At 70.4% G+C, this 17,174-nt stretch carries 13 protein-coding genes; 8 read left to right on the top strand and 5 right to left on the bottom strand.

Annotation, left to right across the window (positions count from 1 at the left end; translation table 11 throughout):
* The first annotated feature begins 131 nt into the window (after positions 1–131).
* The 3 genes from BGK67_RS18300 to BGK67_RS18310 all read left to right on the top strand — a co-directional run bounded on the left by BGK67_RS18300 (position 132) and on the right by BGK67_RS18310 (position 1,935).
* Positions 132–362: a DUF5326 family protein gene (locus tag BGK67_RS18300; RefSeq protein WP_208948715.1), complete on the top strand. Its 231-nt coding sequence runs from the start codon at positions 132–134 to the stop codon at positions 360–362.
* 254 nt (positions 363–616) lie between these two features.
* Positions 617–1,387: an IclR family transcriptional regulator gene (locus BGK67_RS18305; protein WP_244291249.1), complete on the top strand. Its 771-nt coding sequence runs from the start codon at positions 617–619 to the stop codon at positions 1,385–1,387.
* Positions 1,388–1,485: 98 nt separating this feature from the next.
* A complete protein-coding gene (locus tag BGK67_RS18310; protein WP_069921098.1) occupies positions 1,486–1,935 on the top strand; it encodes an SsgA family sporulation/cell division regulator in 450 nt (149 codons plus the stop codon).
* Between the two features lie 42 nt (positions 1,936–1,977).
* Here BGK67_RS18310 and BGK67_RS18315 read toward each other — a convergent pair whose 3' ends face one another.
* The gene (locus tag BGK67_RS18315; RefSeq protein ID WP_069921099.1) at positions 1,978–3,357 is read right to left on the bottom strand and encodes a YibE/F family protein; all 1,380 of its coding nucleotides are present in this window, start codon (positions 3,355–3,357) and stop codon (positions 1,978–1,980) included.
* 211 nt (positions 3,358–3,568) lie between these two features.
* On the opposite strand from BGK67_RS18315, the gene thiC reads away from it, so the two are divergent.
* Entirely contained in the window at positions 3,569–5,356 is a 1,788-nt protein-coding gene (thiC, locus tag BGK67_RS18320) for a phosphomethylpyrimidine synthase ThiC (protein ID WP_069921100.1), read from the top strand.
* Between the two features lie 94 nt (positions 5,357–5,450).
* Here the strand turns inward: thiC and BGK67_RS18325 are convergent, their stop codons facing one another.
* The 3 genes from BGK67_RS18325 to BGK67_RS18335 form a co-directional block, all read right to left on the bottom strand.
* Positions 5,451–6,257: a hypothetical protein gene (locus BGK67_RS18325; RefSeq protein ID WP_069921101.1), complete on the bottom strand. Its 807-nt coding sequence runs from the start codon at positions 6,255–6,257 to the stop codon at positions 5,451–5,453.
* A 150-nt stretch (positions 6,258–6,407) separates the two neighbouring features.
* A complete protein-coding gene (locus BGK67_RS18330; RefSeq protein WP_069923956.1) occupies positions 6,408–7,670 on the bottom strand; it encodes a metallophosphoesterase in 1,263 nt (420 codons plus the stop codon).
* 216 nt (positions 7,671–7,886) lie between these two features.
* Positions 7,887–9,002 carry a LacI family DNA-binding transcriptional regulator gene (locus BGK67_RS18335; protein ID WP_069921102.1) on the bottom strand — a complete coding sequence of 372 codons (1,116 nt, stop codon included), beginning with the start codon at positions 9,000–9,002 and terminating at the stop codon, positions 7,887–7,889.
* A gap of 361 nt (positions 9,003–9,363) precedes the next feature.
* Between BGK67_RS18335 and hisC the strand changes: the two genes are divergently transcribed.
* The gene (hisC, locus tag BGK67_RS18340; protein WP_069921103.1) at positions 9,364–10,443 is read left to right on the top strand and encodes a histidinol-phosphate transaminase; all 1,080 of its coding nucleotides are present in this window, start codon (positions 9,364–9,366) and stop codon (positions 10,441–10,443) included.
* 6 nt (positions 10,444–10,449) lie between these two features.
* Here the strand turns inward: hisC and BGK67_RS18345 are convergent, their stop codons facing one another.
* Positions 10,450–10,818 carry a cyclophilin-like fold protein gene (locus BGK67_RS18345; protein ID WP_107488824.1) on the bottom strand — a complete coding sequence of 123 codons (369 nt, stop codon included), beginning with the start codon at positions 10,816–10,818 and terminating at the stop codon, positions 10,450–10,452.
* Positions 10,819–11,007: 189 nt separating this feature from the next.
* On the opposite strand from BGK67_RS18345, the gene BGK67_RS18350 reads away from it, so the two are divergent.
* The 3 genes from BGK67_RS18350 to cydD all read left to right on the top strand — a co-directional run bounded on the left by BGK67_RS18350 (position 11,008) and on the right by cydD (position 17,173).
* Positions 11,008–12,513: a cytochrome ubiquinol oxidase subunit I gene (locus tag BGK67_RS18350; protein WP_069921105.1), complete on the top strand. Its 1,506-nt coding sequence runs from the start codon at positions 11,008–11,010 to the stop codon at positions 12,511–12,513.
* 18 nt (positions 12,514–12,531) lie between these two features.
* Positions 12,532–13,533, top strand: coding sequence for a cytochrome d ubiquinol oxidase subunit II (gene cydB / locus BGK67_RS18355; protein WP_069921106.1), 1,002 nt, complete (start codon positions 12,532–12,534; stop codon positions 13,531–13,533).
* Positions 13,534–13,606: 73 nt separating this feature from the next.
* Positions 13,607–17,173 carry a thiol reductant ABC exporter subunit CydD gene (cydD, locus tag BGK67_RS18360; protein ID WP_069923957.1) on the top strand — a complete coding sequence of 1,189 codons (3,567 nt, stop codon included), beginning with the start codon at positions 13,607–13,609 and terminating at the stop codon, positions 17,171–17,173.
* Position 17,174: the final 1 nt, after the last annotated feature.

The raw sequence follows: 17,174 nt of genomic DNA on the forward strand, positions 1-17,174 counted from the left end.
ATGAGGGTCGCGGGCCCTGGTCCCCCTAGGGGGCGGATCAGGGGACTCCGGGGGCTCGCGGGCCCCTGCCCGGGTCCGCCGCCTCCTAGAGTCGGGAGCAGGAAGTCACGGACGAGGAAGAGGTCGAGGACATGGACGGCATCCGAGAGGTATTCGCAGGCATGCCCTGGTGGGTGAAGTGGGTCGCGGTCCCGCTTCTGGCACTGTTCGTCTTCGGCGGTGTGATCACGAGCATCCTCGGCGCCCTGATCTCGCTCGTCTTCAAACTGCTCCTCTTCGTCGGCCTCGTCGGCGGTCTGGTGCTCCTGGTGAAGAAGTTCAGCGGCCGCGGCGCGAAGTCCTCTTCCTCCGGGGAGTGGTAGGGCGAGCCGGTCCGGGCCCCACGGGATTGGGCCAGTAGGGGGAACATGGCGGGCGAAACCGCTCGCACCGCAGGAACCGGCGGATACAGTGGCAATCCGTGCCGCCCCCTGGGCGCCGACGGCCGGTACCACTGCTCTGGACTGCGGCTCTCTCAAGTAGGTGCTGAGCGCGACCCCCAGGAGTCACGGCATGCGCGGGGGCGGCCCCCGCAGGGCGGGCCCCCACAGCCCGCCGCCACGCCTGGGGGTGTGCTTTGTCTTCGGTTCACAACGCCGGTGTGCCGACTCTCATCGGTTCGGTGCAGCGGGCGCTGAGGCTGCTCGAAGCGGCGGGCTCGCACAGCGAGGGAGCCCCGGCGAAACAGCTGGCACGCGAGGCCGGGCTCCCGCTTCCCACCGCGTACCACCTGCTGCGCACCCTGACGCACGAGGGCTACCTGCGCAGAGAGGGCGGAGTCTTCGTGCTGGGCGCCGCGGCGGGGCGGCTGGCCGGTGGCGGACTGCAGCAGAAACGTCGCAGCATGATCCTCGACTCGCTCGCGCACTTCCGCGACGCCGTCGGGGCCCCCGTCTACTTCGCGATGTTCCGCGAGGGTGAGATCGAGCTGGTGGGTGTCTCGGACACACCGGCCAACCCGGCCTGCGAGGAGTGGGCCGATTTCCGCGCGACCGGACACGCGCACGCCATCGGCCAGTGCCTGCTCGGCCAGCTCGACGAGAAGACGCGCAAGGACTACTACGACCGGCACCCGGTCGAGGCCATCACCCCTTATACCGTGCCGGACCAGCGGTCCCTGGAGCACCGGATCGGGTCCCTGGAGCGAATGCAGCCGGTGACCGAACGGCAGGAATATGCCTTGGGCACGGTATGTGCGGCCATTCCCATTACGGCGGGTGATGCCGCGGCGACCATGGCGGTTTCGCTACCCTTGCACCACGAGAATCGATTGCCCTGTGTAGTCAATCGACTACGGAGTGAAGTAGGCGCGCTGTTGAGCACCCTCTCGTTCTCTATCAGTATCTGAAAACTCACTCCTTGTGATCTGCTAGCGCTTCCACCACCCTTGTCAAGAGGGTCCTGGGGGACCATTCCTGGCCACTTCCACTAACAGCGGGGTAGGCAATGCGCGAGTCGGTACAGGCAGAGGTCATGATGAGCTTCCTCGTTTCCGAGGAGCTCTCGTTCCGGATTCCGGTGGAACTCCGGTACGACACTCGTGATCCCTACGCAGTTCGCCTTACCTTCCACCTTCCCGGAGACGCGCCCGTGACCTGGGCGTTCGGCCGGGAACTCCTCCTCGACGGCATCAACAAGCCGTGCGGTGACGGTGATGTGCGCATCGCCCCCACCGAGCCCGAGGAGCTGTCCGATGTCCACATCCGCCTCCAGGTCGGCGGCGACCGGGCCCTGTTCCGCGCCGGCGCGGCACCGCTCGTCGCGTTCCTCGACCGCACCGACCGGCTCGTCCCGCTCGGCCAGGAGCGGGACCTGGGCGGCTTCGAGGAGCACCTCGACGAGGCGCTCGGCAAGATCCTGGCCGAGTCCCGACAGAACGAGCAGAACGCGGGCTGACCAGGCACCGCATGGGGGCACTCCGCTGACCTCGGCGCCCCTTCAGCGCTTGCGCCGACGGCCCCGGCCGCCACGGACCGGCCCCGAGGCCGCTGCCGTGCCCGGGGCCCCCGGCCGGTCGGCCGAGACGACCAGAGCGGCCAGCGCCGTCGTCACGGGGACCGAGGCCACGAGACCGATCGAGCCCACGAGGGTCCGTACGATCTCCTCCGCGACGAGTTCGCTGTTCGCCACCGAACCCATGCTGCTGTTCGCGATGGTGAACAGAAGGAGCAGGGGGAGCGCCGCACCCGCGTACGCCAGCACCAGGGTGTTGACCACCGACGCGATGTGGTCGCGGCCGATCCGGATGGCTGCCCGGTACAGGGCGCGCGGCCCCATCGAGGGGTCTGCGTGGTGGAGTTCCCAGACCGCGGAGGTCTGGGTGACCGTCACATCGTCCAGTACGCCCAGCGAACCGATGATCACGCCTGCGAGCAGCAGACCGCTCATGTCGATGTCCGGGTAGAGCCCGTGGATCAGACCCGTGTTGTCGTCGGTGTTGCCGCTGAGGAACGCCCAGCCGATGAACAGCGAGCCCAGCAGTCCGATCAGCAGCAGCGAGACGAGCGTGCCGAGAACGGCGACGGAGGTGCGGGCGGTCAGCCCGTGGCACATGTAGAGGGCGATGAGCATGATGGCGCTCGCCCCGATGACCGCGACGAGCAGCGGGTTCGACCCTTGCAGGATGGCCGGGAGGATGAAGAGGGTCAGCACGCCGAAGCTGATGACCAGGGCGAACAACGCGAACAGACCGCGCATCCGGCCGACCACGACCACCGCGACGGCGAAGATGGCCGCCAGCAGCGCCATGGGGAACTTGCGGTTCACGTCGATCACCGAGTACTGGAGGTCCCGCGGGGCGTCCGGCGCGTAGGCGACGACCACCTCCTGGCCGTCCGCCAACTGCCGTGGGGCGCCCGGCTGGACGATCTCCACGAAGGTGCGGCCCTGGTCCGGTCCGGTGCCGACCCTCACGGTGGCCTTCTTGCACTCACCGGTCTGCGCGGCCTGCGCCTCGCGGCCCTCGGGGGTGGAGGTGTTGCCGGTGGTCGGTACCTGCGAGGCGTTCACCGATTTGCAGTCGACGTGCTCGAGCGAGACGACCGTGCCCTGCTGGGTCTGGCGGTCGAAGCCGACGCCCGTGCGCTCGTGGGCGGGGGCGCCGCCCGGCCAGAGCACGGCCATGCCGACGAAGACGGCGGCGGCGAAGGGGATCAGCACGGCCGCGATGACCTTGCGCAGGTGCTTCGAGACGGGAGCCGCCGGGCCGTGGCCATGGCCGTGGGCATGACCGGCGGAGTGCCCGGAACCCGAGTGGGCATGGCCTGTGCGGCCGGTGGGATCCGTGGGCTCGGTGGGGGGCTGCGGCGAGGTCGTCACTGGCAGATCATCGCAAGAGATGAGGGGGCCCACTGTTCAGCACGCCCTAGATGACGCTAGCGTGGGGGCACCTTTGCACAACGCGGGAGCTCGGAGCACCGGGCTGAGAGGGCGCTGATCACCGTACGGGCATCACGGATGCGTACGGGAAGAGGCTGCGTCGACCGCCGAACCTGTTACCGGGTAATGCCGGCGTAGGGAGATAGGTCTCATGACCATTCAGGACGCACGCACGCCTGCCGTCAGCCAGGACACCGACGGCCAGACCGAGCGCCAGCCGGGCTGGCACAAGGGCTACGTGGCGGGCTCCCGCCCCGACATCCGGGTGCCGGTCCGCCAGGTCCACCTCACCAACGGCAAGGACGTGACGCTCTACGACACGTCCGGTCCGTACACCGACCCGCGGATCGAGACCGACGTGCGCCGGGGTCTCGCTCCGCTGCGCGAGAACTGGATCATCGGCCGCGGGGACACCGAGGAGTACGCGGGCCGTCCCGTGCGCCCCGAGGACGACGGGATCAAGCACACCTCGCCGCGGGGCGGCCTCAAGAACCTCGACGCGGTCTTCCCGGGCCGCCCGCGCCAGCCCCGCCGGGGCCGCGGCGGCGCCGCCGTCACGCAGCTCGCCTACGCCCGCCGCGGCGAGATCACCCCGGAGATGGAGTACGTCGCGATCCGCGAGAACGTCTCCCCCGAGGTGGTCCGGGAGGAGATCGCCGCAGGTCGCGCGGTGCTTCCGGCGAACGTGAACCACCCGGAGATCGAGCCGATGATCATCGGCAAGAGGTTCCTGGTGAAGGTCAACGCCAATATCGGCAACTCCGCGGTCACCTCCTCCATCGAGGAGGAGGTCGACAAGATGACCTGGGCGACCAAGTGGGGCGCCGACACGGTCATGGACCTCTCGACGGGCCGCAACATCCACACCACGCGCGAGTGGGTGCTGCGCAACTCCCCCGTCCCGATCGGCACCGTCCCGCTCTACCAGGCGCTGGAGAAGGTCGACGGCCGTGCCGAGGACCTGACCTGGGAGATCTACAAGGACACGGTCATCGAGCAGGCCGAGCAGGGCGTCGACTACATGACGGTCCACGCCGGCGTGCTGCTGCCGTACGTGCCGCTGACCGCCCGCCGCAAGACCGGCATCGTCTCCCGCGGCGGATCGATCATGGCCGCGTGGTGCCTGGCGCACCACAAGGAGAACTTCCTCTACACGCACTTCGAGGAGCTCTGCGAGATCCTCGCGACGTACGACGTCACCTACTCGCTGGGCGACGGTCTGCGCCCCGGCTCCATCGCGGACGCCAACGACGCCGCGCAGTTCGCCGAGCTGAAGACGCTGGGCGAGCTGAACACCATCGCCAAGCGGCACAACGTCCAGACCATGATCGAGGGCCCAGGCCACGTCCCGATGCACAAGATCAAGGAGAACATCGACCTCCAGCAGGAGATCTGCGAGGAGGCGCCGTTCTACACGCTCGGCCCGCTGACCACGGACGTCGCGCCCGCGTACGACCACATCACCTCGGGCATCGGCGCCGCGATGATCGCCTGGTGGGGCACCGCGATGCTCTGCTACGTCACGCCCAAGGAGCACCTGGGCCTGCCCAACCGCGACGACGTCAAGACCGGCGTCATCACGTACAAGATCGCCGCGCACGCCGCCGACCTGGCCAAGGGGCACCCCGGAGCGCAGGAGTGGGACGACGCGCTGTCGGACGCCCGCTTCGAGTTCCGCTGGGAGGACCAGTTCAACCTGGCCCTCGACCCCGACACGGCGCGTGAGTTCCACGACGAGACCCTGCCCGCCGAGCCGGCCAAGACCGCGCACTTCTGCTCCATGTGCGGCCCGAAGTTCTGCTCGATGAAGATCTCGCAGGACATCCGCCGCGAGCACGGCGGCGACCTGAAGGCCGAGGAGATCGAGGCGGGCATGGCGGAGAAGTCCGCCGAGTTCGCGGCCTCGGGCAGCCGCGTCTACCTGCCGCTGGCCGACTGACGCACCGCTCGCGCACGAGCGCGCCGCTCCACGGCAGGACTGTCGTGGAGCGGCGGCCTTGTTTCACGTGAAACATCGCCGAGCGGGCCCGGGCCTACTGCGGCTCGCGTTCCGGGCCGCCGAAGTCCGGGCTCGAGAAGTCCGGCGCCGTGTAGCCGGGCCGGGGGCTCTCCGAGGGTGATCCCGGACTGGTGAAGTCAGGGGCGGTGTACCCCAGGTGGGGCATCCGGCTGCCGCGTCTGCGGGGGGCCGGGAATCCGGTTCCCGCGCTCGGGTCGGCCAGCGCGTCCCGCAGGAACGGCATGATGCCGCGCTCCAGCAACGCGGTCCGCCAGGCTTCACGGGCCCGCGCGACCTCGTCCGGTACCGGCTCGGCCCCGTCCGCGGACACCTCGGTGGCGCCGTTGCGCACGGCCGTCACCAGCAGGCCGATCACGGCGAAGACCAGGGAGGCGACGGTGAGCACGCCGAAGAACGAGCCCGCCGTCAGCATGGTCTCGGCGAAGGCCGGTTCGGGCTCGATCAGCTTCAGGATGTAGCCCACCAGCAGGAAGATCAGCATGGCGGTGCCCGCCAGGACGGGTGCGAGGACCGCGATCATCGCGGTGAGGCCCGCGCCGTCCTGCCCGTCGGCTTCCTCCCGGGGCGTCCCGGGAGTGGAGAGGACCTCGTCGCGCCGTTCCTCGCGGACCTTCACGTAGTGGTCGTACTCGGTGGCGGCCGCTGCGGTCAGCAGGGCGCTGGCCCCCAGGGCCATGGTGCGCAGCTGTTCGGCGTTCAGGCGTTCGCCGAGGGCGGCGAGCTCGGGCCGTTCATGGGCGGTGCGCAACGCCTCGTCGAGGAGCCGGTCGAACTCCGGCCGGTCTTCGGTCAGCAGGTGCGGAGCGCTGGTCATGTGCATCCCCCGATGCTCCGTGGAGGCCGGTTTGCCCGCGTAGACCCGGGCGCCGGCACAAACGGAGGAGAGCCTGCTACGGATAGAGCGATGGTAGAGGGCCCGCACACCAGGTTGACAGGGGCTTTCCAGAAATACCCCCTGCGTGACAAAGCCTCAGTCGCCCAAGGGAAGTTGCACGACCAGCAGCTTGCCCGCCATCGTGACGCCGCCGTCCATCGCGATGGCGAGCCCGTCGGCGTAGACGTGGGGGCCGTTCACGGCCTCCGGTCCACGGGACGCGTCACCGTCCTCGGTGCCCACTTCGCCGAGCAGGTAGGGGATCGGGCTGTGCCCGTGCACGACGCGGCTGCCGCCGTACGTGCCGAGCAGCTCGCGTACGGCTCCGGGGCCGGTCTCCTCGTCGCGGAAGGCGAACCGCTTGGTGAACTTGCGGAAGAGGTCCCAGGTGATGTCGGCGTCGTTGCGGTTGAGCAGCTCGTGGATGGTGTCGTTGACGTCCTCGATCGAGTCGCCGTAGTCCAGGTAGGCCGTGGTGTCGGAGTGCAGGAGCAGGTGCCCCTCCTCCAGGACGGCCGCGTCCAGCCGGGACATCCACTGCAGGTGCACGTCCTGCAGGCGTTCCATGTCGGTGCGCTGGCCGCCGTTGAGCAGCCAGGCGGCCTGGAAGGTGGCGGTGCCCGCGCCGGAGGAGACGGGGGTGTCGCCGAACCGCTTGGCGCCGATCAGCAGCAGCTCGTGGTTGCCCATGAGGGCCTTGCAGTAGCCGCCGGCGGCCGCCGCCTCGGCGGACAGCCGCATGACGAGGTCGATCACGCCGATGCCGTCGGGGCCGCGGTCGGTGAAGTCGCCGAGGAACCAGAGCCGGGCGTTCCCGGCGGACCAGCGGCGCTCCGCGTCGATGAGGCCCTGGGCGTGGAGTTCGGTGACGAGCTCGTCGAGGTAGCCGTGGACGTCGCCGACGACGTAGAGCGGGCCGGGTCCGGCGACCGCCGGTTCCTGGGGCACGTACTGGACCTGCACGGTGTCCCCGGGGCCGCCGAGCGCGCCGCGCCCGATGACGGGCAGGTCGCGCTGGGTCGGGGTGTAGCCCCCGAGGTCGTCGGCCTCGGGTTCCGGCTCCGTGACCTCGCGCACCTCGTGCGCCGCGTAGGCAGCGTGATGCGGCGGCGCGGCGGGCGCGGCGGCGTGCGGCTGCGGGGCGGCGGCCGGCTGCGGGGTGTAGCCCGGCTGTGGGGGCACGCTGCGCGCGCCCTCCTCGTAGTACGCCGGGTACTCGCCGTAGACGGGGGCTTCATCGGGCAGCCCTGATACGGCGTACGGAGCGGGTTCGGTGACCGGCACCCGGAAGTCCCGCAGCGTTTCCGTCCGCATCGCGGGTCCCTGACCGGCCCCCTGAGTCATCGACCCCTCCACCACCGTCGCGCTGCCGTACACCTGCGGACCCTCCTGACCTCCAGGGAGGAGGGTCCGTGATGTCGTGCGCCCATCATAGGAATGCGGCTCGCGCTGTGTGACGCACCAGGGGTGGTGAATCCTGTGCGGAGCCGATCGTTCCTACCGTTTCATCCCGATATCTGTGTTCCTGAAATCCTGGACGGGGTCAAAGGTCCCGTCCAGGAGCCGTGAGGCGGGTCAGTCCTGTGCCGGGGAGCGGGGCGGACTGATGGTCGTTCGGGGCTGCCTGCGCTGCGAAGAGGTACGGATGATGAGCTCGGTCGGCACGACCTGCTCGACGGGGCGTCCGGTGTCCACTCCCTCGATCGCGTCGATCAGCAGCTGCACGACGGCGGTGCCGATGCGGCGCGGTTTGAGGGAGAGCGTGGTGATGGGCGGTTCGGTGTTGGCGTACACGGTGGACTCGCTGCAGCACACGAGCAGCAGGTCCTCCGGGACGCGCAGGCCGTAGCGCCGGGCGGCGGCGAGCAGGTCGGTGCCGTTGGGGTCGAAGAGCCCGTACACGGCGTCGGGCCGGTCGGGGCGGGCGAGGAGCCGGTCGGCGGCCACGGCGCCCGCGCAGGGGTCGTGGGCGGGGTAGGACTCGTAGACGGGGTCCTGGCCGACGCGCTCGCACCAGTTGAGGTAGGCGGTGGTGGAGAGCCGGGTGTAGGTGTCGGTGGTGGTGCCGGTCAGCAGCCCGATTCTGCGGGCGCCGGCCGCGGCGAGGTGGTCGAGCAGGCCCAGTACGGCGGCCTCGTGGTCGTTGTCGACCCAGGCGGTGACGGGGAGGGAGCCTGCCGGGCGGCCGTCGGAGACCACGGGCAGGCCCTGGCGGACGAGTTCGGTGACGACGGGATCGTGGTCGGAGGGGTCGATGACGACGGTGCCGTCGAGGGCGACGTTGGACCACACGTCGTGTCGGGAGGTGGCGGGGAGGATGACGAGGGCGTAGCCGCGGGCGAGCGCGGCGGAGGTGGCGGCCCTGGCCATCTCGGCGAAGTAGGCGAATTCGGTGAAGGTGAAAGGTTCATCCCCGTACGTCGTCACGGTCAGGCCGATGAGACCCGACTTGCCGGTACGGAGGGTGCGGGCGGCGGCGGACGGGCGGTAGCCCAGCCGGTCGGCCACCTCGCGAACGTGGCGGCGGGTGGCGTCCGGCAGCCGTCCCTTGCCATTGAGCGCGTCGGAGACGGTTGTGATCGAGACGCCCGCCGCGGCGGCCACGTCCCTGATGCCTGCCCGGCCCTGTCGGCCGGCTGCCCGCCGGGTGGTCTCGGTCCGGCTCACCTGATGCTTCCCTGCTGCTGTCATGGCGAGCCGATAGTAGGGCTCGGTGGGGTGGGTGGTCCGTGTGCATATGCACGCGTTGACAGGCACGTTTCTGCATGGTTCGCCACCCCCAATGACCTTGGAACTGAAGGCCTTTGGCCCATGGGTGCTGGAGTGAAGCTTGTCGGCGGCCACGGGCATGCCAAAACGGTGGGGCCCCGGGCCGTTCCCAACTCACCTGCACGAGGGACGCGCGCCACGGCGCAGGCCACCAGCGCGCGCATATATGCGCGCGCTCCCCCGCATTCCAGGCGCCCCCATTCTCGGGAGAGCGGAATCCTCATATGGTGAGCAGTATTGAGTCGACGGCGACGTCGGACGGGATGGTCGAGGAGGACCTGCGGTGAGCGAGAAGAGCCCGAAGCTGCGCGCCGAGCTGGACGGCATTCCCACGTACAAGCCGGGCAAGCCGGCGGCCGCGGGCGGGCCCGTCGCGTACAAGCTGTCGTCGAACGAGAATCCGTACCCGCCGCTGACCGGGGTGCTGGAGAGCGCGGTCGCGGCCGCCGGGAACTTCAACCGGTACCCGGACATGGCCTGCACCGGCCTGGTCAACGAGATCGCGGAGCGGTTCGGGGTGCCGGTCGAGCACGTCGCCACCGGCACCGGCTCGGTGGGCGTGGCCCAGTCGCTGATCCAGTCGACGGCGGGCCCGGGCGACGAGGTCATCTACGCCTGGCGCTCCTTCGAGGCGTACCCGATCATCACGCAGATCTCGGGTGCGACCTCGGTGCAGGTGCCGCTGACCGAGGGCGATGTGCACGACCTGGACGCGATGGCCGAGGCGATCACCGAGCGGACCCGGCTGATCTTCGTCTGCAACCCCAACAACCCCACCGGCACCGCCGTGCGCCGTGCCGAGCTGGAGCGCTTCCTGGACCGGGTGCCCTCCGACGTCCTGGTGGTGCTCGACGAGGCCTACCGCGAGTTCGTGCGCGACGCCGACGTGCCGGACGGCATCGAGCTGTACCGCGACCGCCCGAACGTCGCCGTGCTGCGGACGTTCTCCAAGGCGTACGGGCTGGCCGGTCTGCGCGTCGGCTTCGCGGTGGCGCACGAGCGGGTGGCCGCGGCGCTGCGCAAGACGGCGGTGCCCTTCGGTGTCAGCCAGCTCGCCCAGGACGCGGCGGTGGCCTCGCTGCGCGCCGAGGACGAGCTGATGGGCCGCGTCGGGGCGCTGGTGTGCGAGCGCAAGCGCGTCCACGAGACGCTGCTCGCGCAGGGCTGGACGGTGCCCGACACCCAGGCGAACTTCGTGTGGATGCGGCTGGGGGAGCGGACCGCGGACTTCGCGGCGGCCTGCGAGAAGGCCGGTGTGGTGGTCCGGCCCTTCGCGGGCGAGGGCCTGCGGGTCACGATCGGTGAGACCGAGGCGAACGACCTCTTCCTGCACACGGCGGAGGCGTTCTTCAAGGAGCTGTAGGCCTGGTCAGGCCAGTTCCACGCGGATGGGATCGCCGTCGCGGACGGTGGACAGCAGGCGGGGGTCGCCGTCGAAGGAGCCGAGCACGTTGCACGGGCTCGCCAGGCGGCTCTCGCCTCCGCGTGAGAGGGGAGTGGGGCCGTAGGGCAGGGCGAGCGCGTCCCCCTCGGTCCAGAAGGCGACCGTGCCGGGCTCGACGACCTGCCGGGCGTCGTGTTCCAGGGCGACGCGGACGCCGGTGTCGAAGTAGACCTCCTCGCCCCAGGTGTTCGCGGAGGCGGAGATCGGCAGGGTCTCGGCCAGCGCCTTGCTGGTCGGGGTCTCGTCGAGGGTTGCGGTGAGGTGACCCGCGGGCCAGGAGATTCGAATCTGCATGTGCCGCATTCAACAATCTGTTGAATGCGTTGGCTAGGGGTACCCCGCCTGAATGATCCGAATGCGGGTGCGACATAATGCTTGTGAATGTGAACGCGTTCACAAGCGTGTCCCGCTTTCTCCCGATTCGAGTGGGGCGCAACAGGCAGATTGCGGCTGTGACCACGGCGACCCGAAGGAGATGACGACGTGGACCTAGCTTTGGCGCCAGAGACACTGGCGCGATGGCAGTTCGGCATCACCACCGTCTATCACTTCCTCTTCGTCCCCCTGACGATCTCGCTCGCCGCGCTCACGGCCGGCCTGCAGACCGCGTGGGTGCGTTCCGAGAAGGAGAAGTACCTCAGGGCCACGAAGTTCTGGGGAAAGCTTTTCTTGATCAATATCGCGATGGGTGTCGTCACCGGCATCGTCCAGGAGTTCCAGTTCGGCATGAACTGGTCCGACTACTCGCGGTTCGTCGGTGACGTCTTCGGGGCGCCGCTCGCCTTCGAAGCGCTCATCGCCTTCTTCTTCGAGTCGACCTTCGTCGGCCTGTGGATCTTCGGCTGGGACAAGCTGCCGAAGAGGATCCACCTGGCCTGCATCTGGATGGTGTCCATCGGCACCATCCTCTCCGCCTACTTCATCCTGGCGGCGAATTCCTGGATGCAGCACCCGGTCGGGTACCGCATCAACGAGGAGCGCGGCCGGGCCGAGCTCACCGACTTCTGGCTCGTGCTCACCCAGAACACCGCGCTCACCCAGTTCTTCCACACCATCACGGCCGCGTTCCTGGTCGGCGGGGCCTTCATGGTCGGCATCGCCGCCTTCCACCTGGCGCGCAAGAAGCACATCCCCGTGATGCGGACCTCGCTGCGGCTCGGCCTGATCACCCTGATCATCGCCGGACTGGGCACCGCCATCAGCGGCGACCTGCTCGGCAAGGTCATGTTCAAGCAGCAGCCGATGAAGATGGCCGCCGCCGAGGCGCTCTGGGACGGCGAGGCGCCGGCCCCCTTCTCGATCTTCGCCTACGGCGATGTCGACAAGGGCCACAACAAGGTCGCGATAGAGATCCCGGGCCTGCTGTCCTTCCTGGCGAACGACGATTTCACCTCCTTCGTCCCGGGCATCAACGACGTCAACAAGGCCGAGCAGGAGAAGTTCGGGCCCGGCGACTACCGGCCCAACATCCCCGTCGCCTACTGGGGCTTCCGCTGGATGATCGGCTTCGGGATGGCCTCGCTCGGCACAGGCGTGCTGGGGCTGTGGCTGACCCGCAAGAAGTTCATGCTGCCGCCGGGGCTGCGGACCTCGCAGGACGAGGTCCCGAACCTGGTCCTCTTCAAGCGGGCGCTGAGCCCCAAGTGGGGACAGCTGTACTGGGTCGTCGCGCTCTGGACCATGGGCTTCCCGCTCATCGCCAGCTCCTGGGGCTGGATCTTCACCGAGATGGGTCGCCAGCCCTGGGTGGTCTACGGGGTCCTGCGCACCCGGGACGCCGTCTCACCGGGCGTCTCCCAGGGCGAGGTCCTCACGTCCATGATCGGCTTCACCGCCCTGTACGCGGCGCTCGCCGTGATCGAGGTCAAGCTGCTCGTGAAGTACGTCAAGCTCGGGCCCCCCGAGCTCACCGAGGCCGACCTCAACCCGCCCACCAGGATCGGCGGGGACGACAAGAACCCCGACCGGCCGATGGCCTTCTCGTACTGAGGCTGAGGAGACCGCACGATGCAACTCCACGACGTCTGGTTCGTACTCATCGCCGTTCTGTGGATCGGCTACTTCTTCCTCGAGGGCTTCGACTTCGGGGTCGGCGTCCTGACCAAGCTGCTCGCCCGCGACCGTACGGAGAAGCGGGTCCTGATCAACACGATCGGGCCCGTCTGGGACGGCAACGAGGTCTGGCTGCTCACCGCGGGCGGTGCGACCTTCGCCGCCTTCCCCGACTGGTACGCCACCCTCTTCTCCGGGTTCTACCTGCCGCTGCTGCTCATCCTGGTCTGCCTGATCATCCGGGGGGTGGCCTTCGAGTACCGGCACAAGCGCCCCGAGGACAAGTGGCAGACCAACTGGGAACACGCGATCTTCTGGACCTCGCTGATCCCCGCGTTCCTGTGGGGCGTGGCCTTCGCCAACATCGTCCGCGGTGTGAAGATCGATCAGCGCAAGGAGTACGTCGGCACCCTGCTCGACCTCCTCAACGGCTACGCGCTCCTCGGCGGCCTGGTCACCCTGACCCTGTTCACCTTCCACGGCGCGGTCTTCACCTCGCTCAAGACCGTCGGTGACATCCGGGACCGCTCGCGCAGGCTGGCGACCCGGCTGGGTACGGCCACCGCGGTACTGGCCGTGGTCTTCCTGACCTGGACCCAGTTCACGCGCGGCGACGCCAAGAGCCTGGTCGCCATGGCGGTCGCGGTGCTCGCGCTGGTCGGGGCCCTCGGGTTCACCCGGGCGGGCCGCGAGGGCTGGGCGTTCGCCCTGTCCGGCGTCACCATCGCGGCGTCCGTCGCGATGCTGTTCCTGACGCTGTTCCCCAACGTCATGCCGTCCTCCCTGGACGACGCCTGGAGCCTCACGGTCACCAACGCCTCGTCCAGCCCGTACACCCTGAAGATCATGACCTGGTGCGCGGGAGTGGCCACGCCGCTGGTCCTGCTCTACCAGGGCTGGACGTACTGGGTGTTCCGCAAGCGGATCGGGACGCAGCACATCGTCGACGCGCACTGAGTTCCGACGCGCGCCGGGCCGCCGCCCGGACCCTCCTGCCTGACCGACCGACCCTGCCTGGGAGATGTTTCACGTGAAACCGATCGACCCGCGCCTGCTTCGGTACGCCCGTTCCACCCGCCTCTTCCTGGGCGCGGTGGTGGCCCTCGGCCTTGCCGGGGCAGGGCTGGTCGTCGGTCAGGCGATGCTGATCTCCGAGATCGTGGTCGGGGCCTTCGAGGAGGGTCTGGACGGCGCCGCGCTCCGGACGCCGCTCCTGCTGCTCGCGGCGGTGGCGTTGGGCCGCGGGCTCATCGCCTGGCTGACGGAGCTGGCCGCGCACCGGGCCGGTGCGGCGGTCAAGTCCGAACTGCGGGGCCGGCTGCTGGACCGGGCCGCGGATCTGGGACCCGGCTGGCTGAACGGGCAGCGGACCGGGTCGCTGGTCGCCCTGGCCACCCGGGGCGTGGACGCGCTCGACGACTATTTCTCCCGCTACCTGCCCCAGCTGGGGCTCGCGGTGGTCGTACCGGTGGCGGTGCTCGCCCGGATCGTCACCGAGGACTGGGTGTCGGCGGCCATCATCGTCGTCACCCTTCCCCTGATCCCGCTGTTCATGGTCCTCATCGGCATGGCCACCCAGTCCCGGATGGACCGTCAGTGGAAGCTGCTGTCACGCCTGTCGGGGCACTTCCTCGACGTGGTGGCCGGACTTCCCACCCTGAAGGTCTTCGGACGGGCCAAGGCACAGGCCGAATCGATCCGCAAGATCACCGATGACTACCGGCGCGCGACGATGCGGACCCTGCGCATCGCCTTCCTCTCCTCCTTCGCGCTGGAACTGCTGGCCACCCTGTCGGTGGCGCTGGTGGCGGTCACCATCGGCATGCGCCTGGTGCACGGCGAGCTGGACCTCTACACCGGACTGGTCATCCTGATCCTGGCGCCCGAGGCGTACCTGCCGTTGCGGCAGGTCGGCGCGCAGTACCACGCGGCCGCCGAGGGGCTGGCGGCCGCGGAGGAGATCTTCGAGGTCCTCGAGACCCCCCTCCCGCGTCCGGGCGGCGCCGCAGCCCTGCCGGCCGGCGCTCCCCTGCGCATCGAAATCGACGGGGTGGCCGTCCGGTACGAGGGGCGGGGCCAGGACTCGCCCGGGCCCGTCTCACTGACCGTCGAACCGGGCGAGTGCGTGGCGCTCACCGGACCGAGCGGAGTCGGGAAGTCCACCCTGCTCCAGGTACTGCTGGGGTTCGTCCCACCCACCGCGGGACGGGTCCGGATCGCCGGAGCGGACCTCGCCGAGCTGTCGCCCGAGCAATGGCGGGAGCGGGTGGCGTGGGTTCCGCAGCGCCCGCACCTGTTCGCCGGGACCATCGACGAGAACGTACGGCTGGCCCGCCCGGAGGCCGGTGCGCAGGACGTGGTCCGGGCCCTGGAGGACGCGGGGGCCTGGGAGTTCGTGGCGGCACTGCCGCGCGGGGTCGAGACCCCGCTGGGCGAGGGCGGCGTGGGGCTGTCCGCGGGCCAGCGCCAGCGCCTGGCGCTGGCCCGGGCGTTCCTGGCGGACCGGCCGGTGCTGCTGCTGGACGAACCGACCGCGGCGCTGGACGGGGAGACCGAGGCCGGGGTGGTGGACGCCGTCCGGCGGCTGGCCGTGGGCCGGACCGTCCTGCTGGTCGTGCACCGGCCGGCGCTGCTCGCCGTCGCCGACCGCGTGGTGCCGATGGCCGTGGCGCAAGCAGCCCCCGGGCCGCTCCCCCGGCCCGCAGCCGCCGCCCGCACCAAGGTTCCCGGATCCTCGCCCGATGCCGGGGAGTGGATCCTCGGCGCCGCGGCCGAGCGGGAGCGCGCCGCCGGCGAGGCCGACTCGGGCGGCAGCGATCCGCTGCGCCGGGTACGGGCCGCGGCAAAGGCGTGGCAGGGCCGCTTCCGGCTCGGGCTGCTGCTCGGAGCGCTGGCCGTGGGGTGCGGCGTCGGGCTGATGGCCGTGTCGGGCTGGCTGATCTCGCGGGCCTCCGAGCAGCCTCCCGTGCTCTATCTGATGGTGGCCGTGACCGCCACCCGGGCCTTTGGAATGGGCCGGGCCGTCTTCCGGTACGCGGAGCGCCTCGTATCGCACGACGCCGTGCTGCGGATGCTCGCCGACCTGCGGGTCTCCGTGTACCGCAGGTTGGAGCGCATCGCCCCCGCCGGGCTGCGCGAGCACCGGCGCGGGGACCTGCTGACCCGGCTGGTGGCCGACGCCGACGCCCTGCAGGACTACTGGCTGCGCTGGCTGCTGCCGGTCGGGACCGCGGTGCTCGTCGGCACCGGCTCGGTCGCCTTCACCACCTGGCTGCTGCCGGAGGCAGGCGCCGCGCTCGCCGTCGGGCTGCTCGCCGCCGGCATCGGTGTCCCGCTCGTCAGCGGGGCTTGCGCGCGGCGTGCGGAACGCCGGCTCTCCCCCGCCAGGGGCGAGCTCGCCACGCGCGTGGCCGATCTGCTGACCGGCACCGCGGAGCTGACCGTCGCCGGGGCCCTGGAGGACCGCAAGGGCCGGGCCCGGGAGAGCGACGGCGTGCTGACGCGGATCGCCGCGCGCGGAGCCGCCGCCGCCGGGCTGGGCGGCGGGCTGTCCGCCCTCGTCTGCGGCCTGACCGTCGTGGTGGCCGCGGGCGTGGCCGCGAACGCGGTGCACGACGGGCGGCTGTCCGCAGTGGCCATGGCCGTCGCCGTGCTGACCCCGCTCGCCGCCTTCGAGGCGGTCAACGGCCTTCCGCTCGCGGTCCAGTACCGCCAGCGGGTGCGCCGCAGCGCCGAACGGGTCTACGAGGTCATCGACGCGCCGGCTCCGGTCGCCGAGCCGCGGCAGGCCGCCGCCGCACCCGGTTCGCCCTTCCCGCTGCGGCTGACCGGGCTCTTTGCCCGGCACCCGGGCCAGGAGCGGGACGCGCTGCGGGGTGTGGACCTGACCCTGGAAGCCGGCCGGCGGATCGCCGTGGTCGGCCCCTCGGGCTCGGGCAAGACCACCCTCGCGCAGGTCCTGCTGCGCTTCCTGGACCCGCACGAAGGCTCGTACACCCTGGCCGGGACGGGCGCGTCCGCGCTCGACGGCGACGACGTCCGCGCGCTCGTGGGGCTCTGCGCCCAGGACGCGCACCTCTTCGACAGCTCGGTACGGGAGAACCTGCGGCTGGCCCGGACCGGGGCGAGTGAGGAGGAGCTGCGGGGGGCGCTCGCCGCGGCGCGGCTCCTGGAGTGGGCCGACGGACTTCCGGAGGGGATCGACACGCTGGTCGGCGAGCACGGTGAACGGATCTCCGGCGGCCAGCGCCAGCGCCTGGCCCTGGCCCGGGCGCTGCTGGCGGACTTCCCCGTACTGGTGCTGGACGAGCCGGCCGAGCATCTGGACCTGGCCACGGCGGACGCCCTGACGGCGGATCTGCTGGCGGCGACCGAGGGCCGTACCACCGTGCTGATCACGCACCGGATGGCAGGGCTGGAGGCCGTGGACGAGGTGCTCGTGCTCGACGGCGGAGAGGTCGTACAGCGCGGTGCCTACGCCGAGCTGGCCGCTGCCGAGGGGCCGCTGCGGCGGCTGCTGGAGCGGGAGAGGGAAGCCGAAGGGGCGGTCGCGGGCGGGACGGTGGCCGACTTTCACCATGCCGACTTTCCCCACTAAT

Source organism: Streptomyces subrutilus (assembly GCF_001746425.1).
Lineage (GTDB): Bacteria > Actinomycetota > Actinomycetes > Streptomycetales > Streptomycetaceae > Streptomyces > Streptomyces subrutilus_A.

Excerpts from the sequence above, each read along its gene's own strand:
- BGK67_RS18300 (WP_208948715.1), top strand. The coding sequence starts at position 132 with ATGGACGGCATCCGAGAGGTATTCGCAGGCATGCCCTGGTGGGTGAAG.
- BGK67_RS18310 (WP_069921098.1), top strand. The coding sequence starts at position 1,486 with ATGCGCGAGTCGGTACAGGCAGAGGTCATGATGAGCTTCCTCGTTTCC.
- thiC (WP_069921100.1), top strand. The coding sequence starts at position 3,569 with ATGACCATTCAGGACGCACGCACGCCTGCCGTCAGCCAGGACACCGAC.
- BGK67_RS18325 (WP_069921101.1), bottom strand. The coding sequence starts at position 6,257 with ATGCACATGACCAGCGCTCCGCACCTGCTGACCGAAGACCGGCCGGAG.
- BGK67_RS18335 (WP_069921102.1), bottom strand. The coding sequence starts at position 9,002 with ATGACAGCAGCAGGGAAGCATCAGGTGAGCCGGACCGAGACCACCCGG.
- BGK67_RS18345 (WP_107488824.1), bottom strand. The coding sequence starts at position 10,818 with ATGCAGATTCGAATCTCCTGGCCCGCGGGTCACCTCACCGCAACCCTC.
- cydB (WP_069921106.1), top strand. The coding sequence starts at position 12,532 with ATGCAACTCCACGACGTCTGGTTCGTACTCATCGCCGTTCTGTGGATC.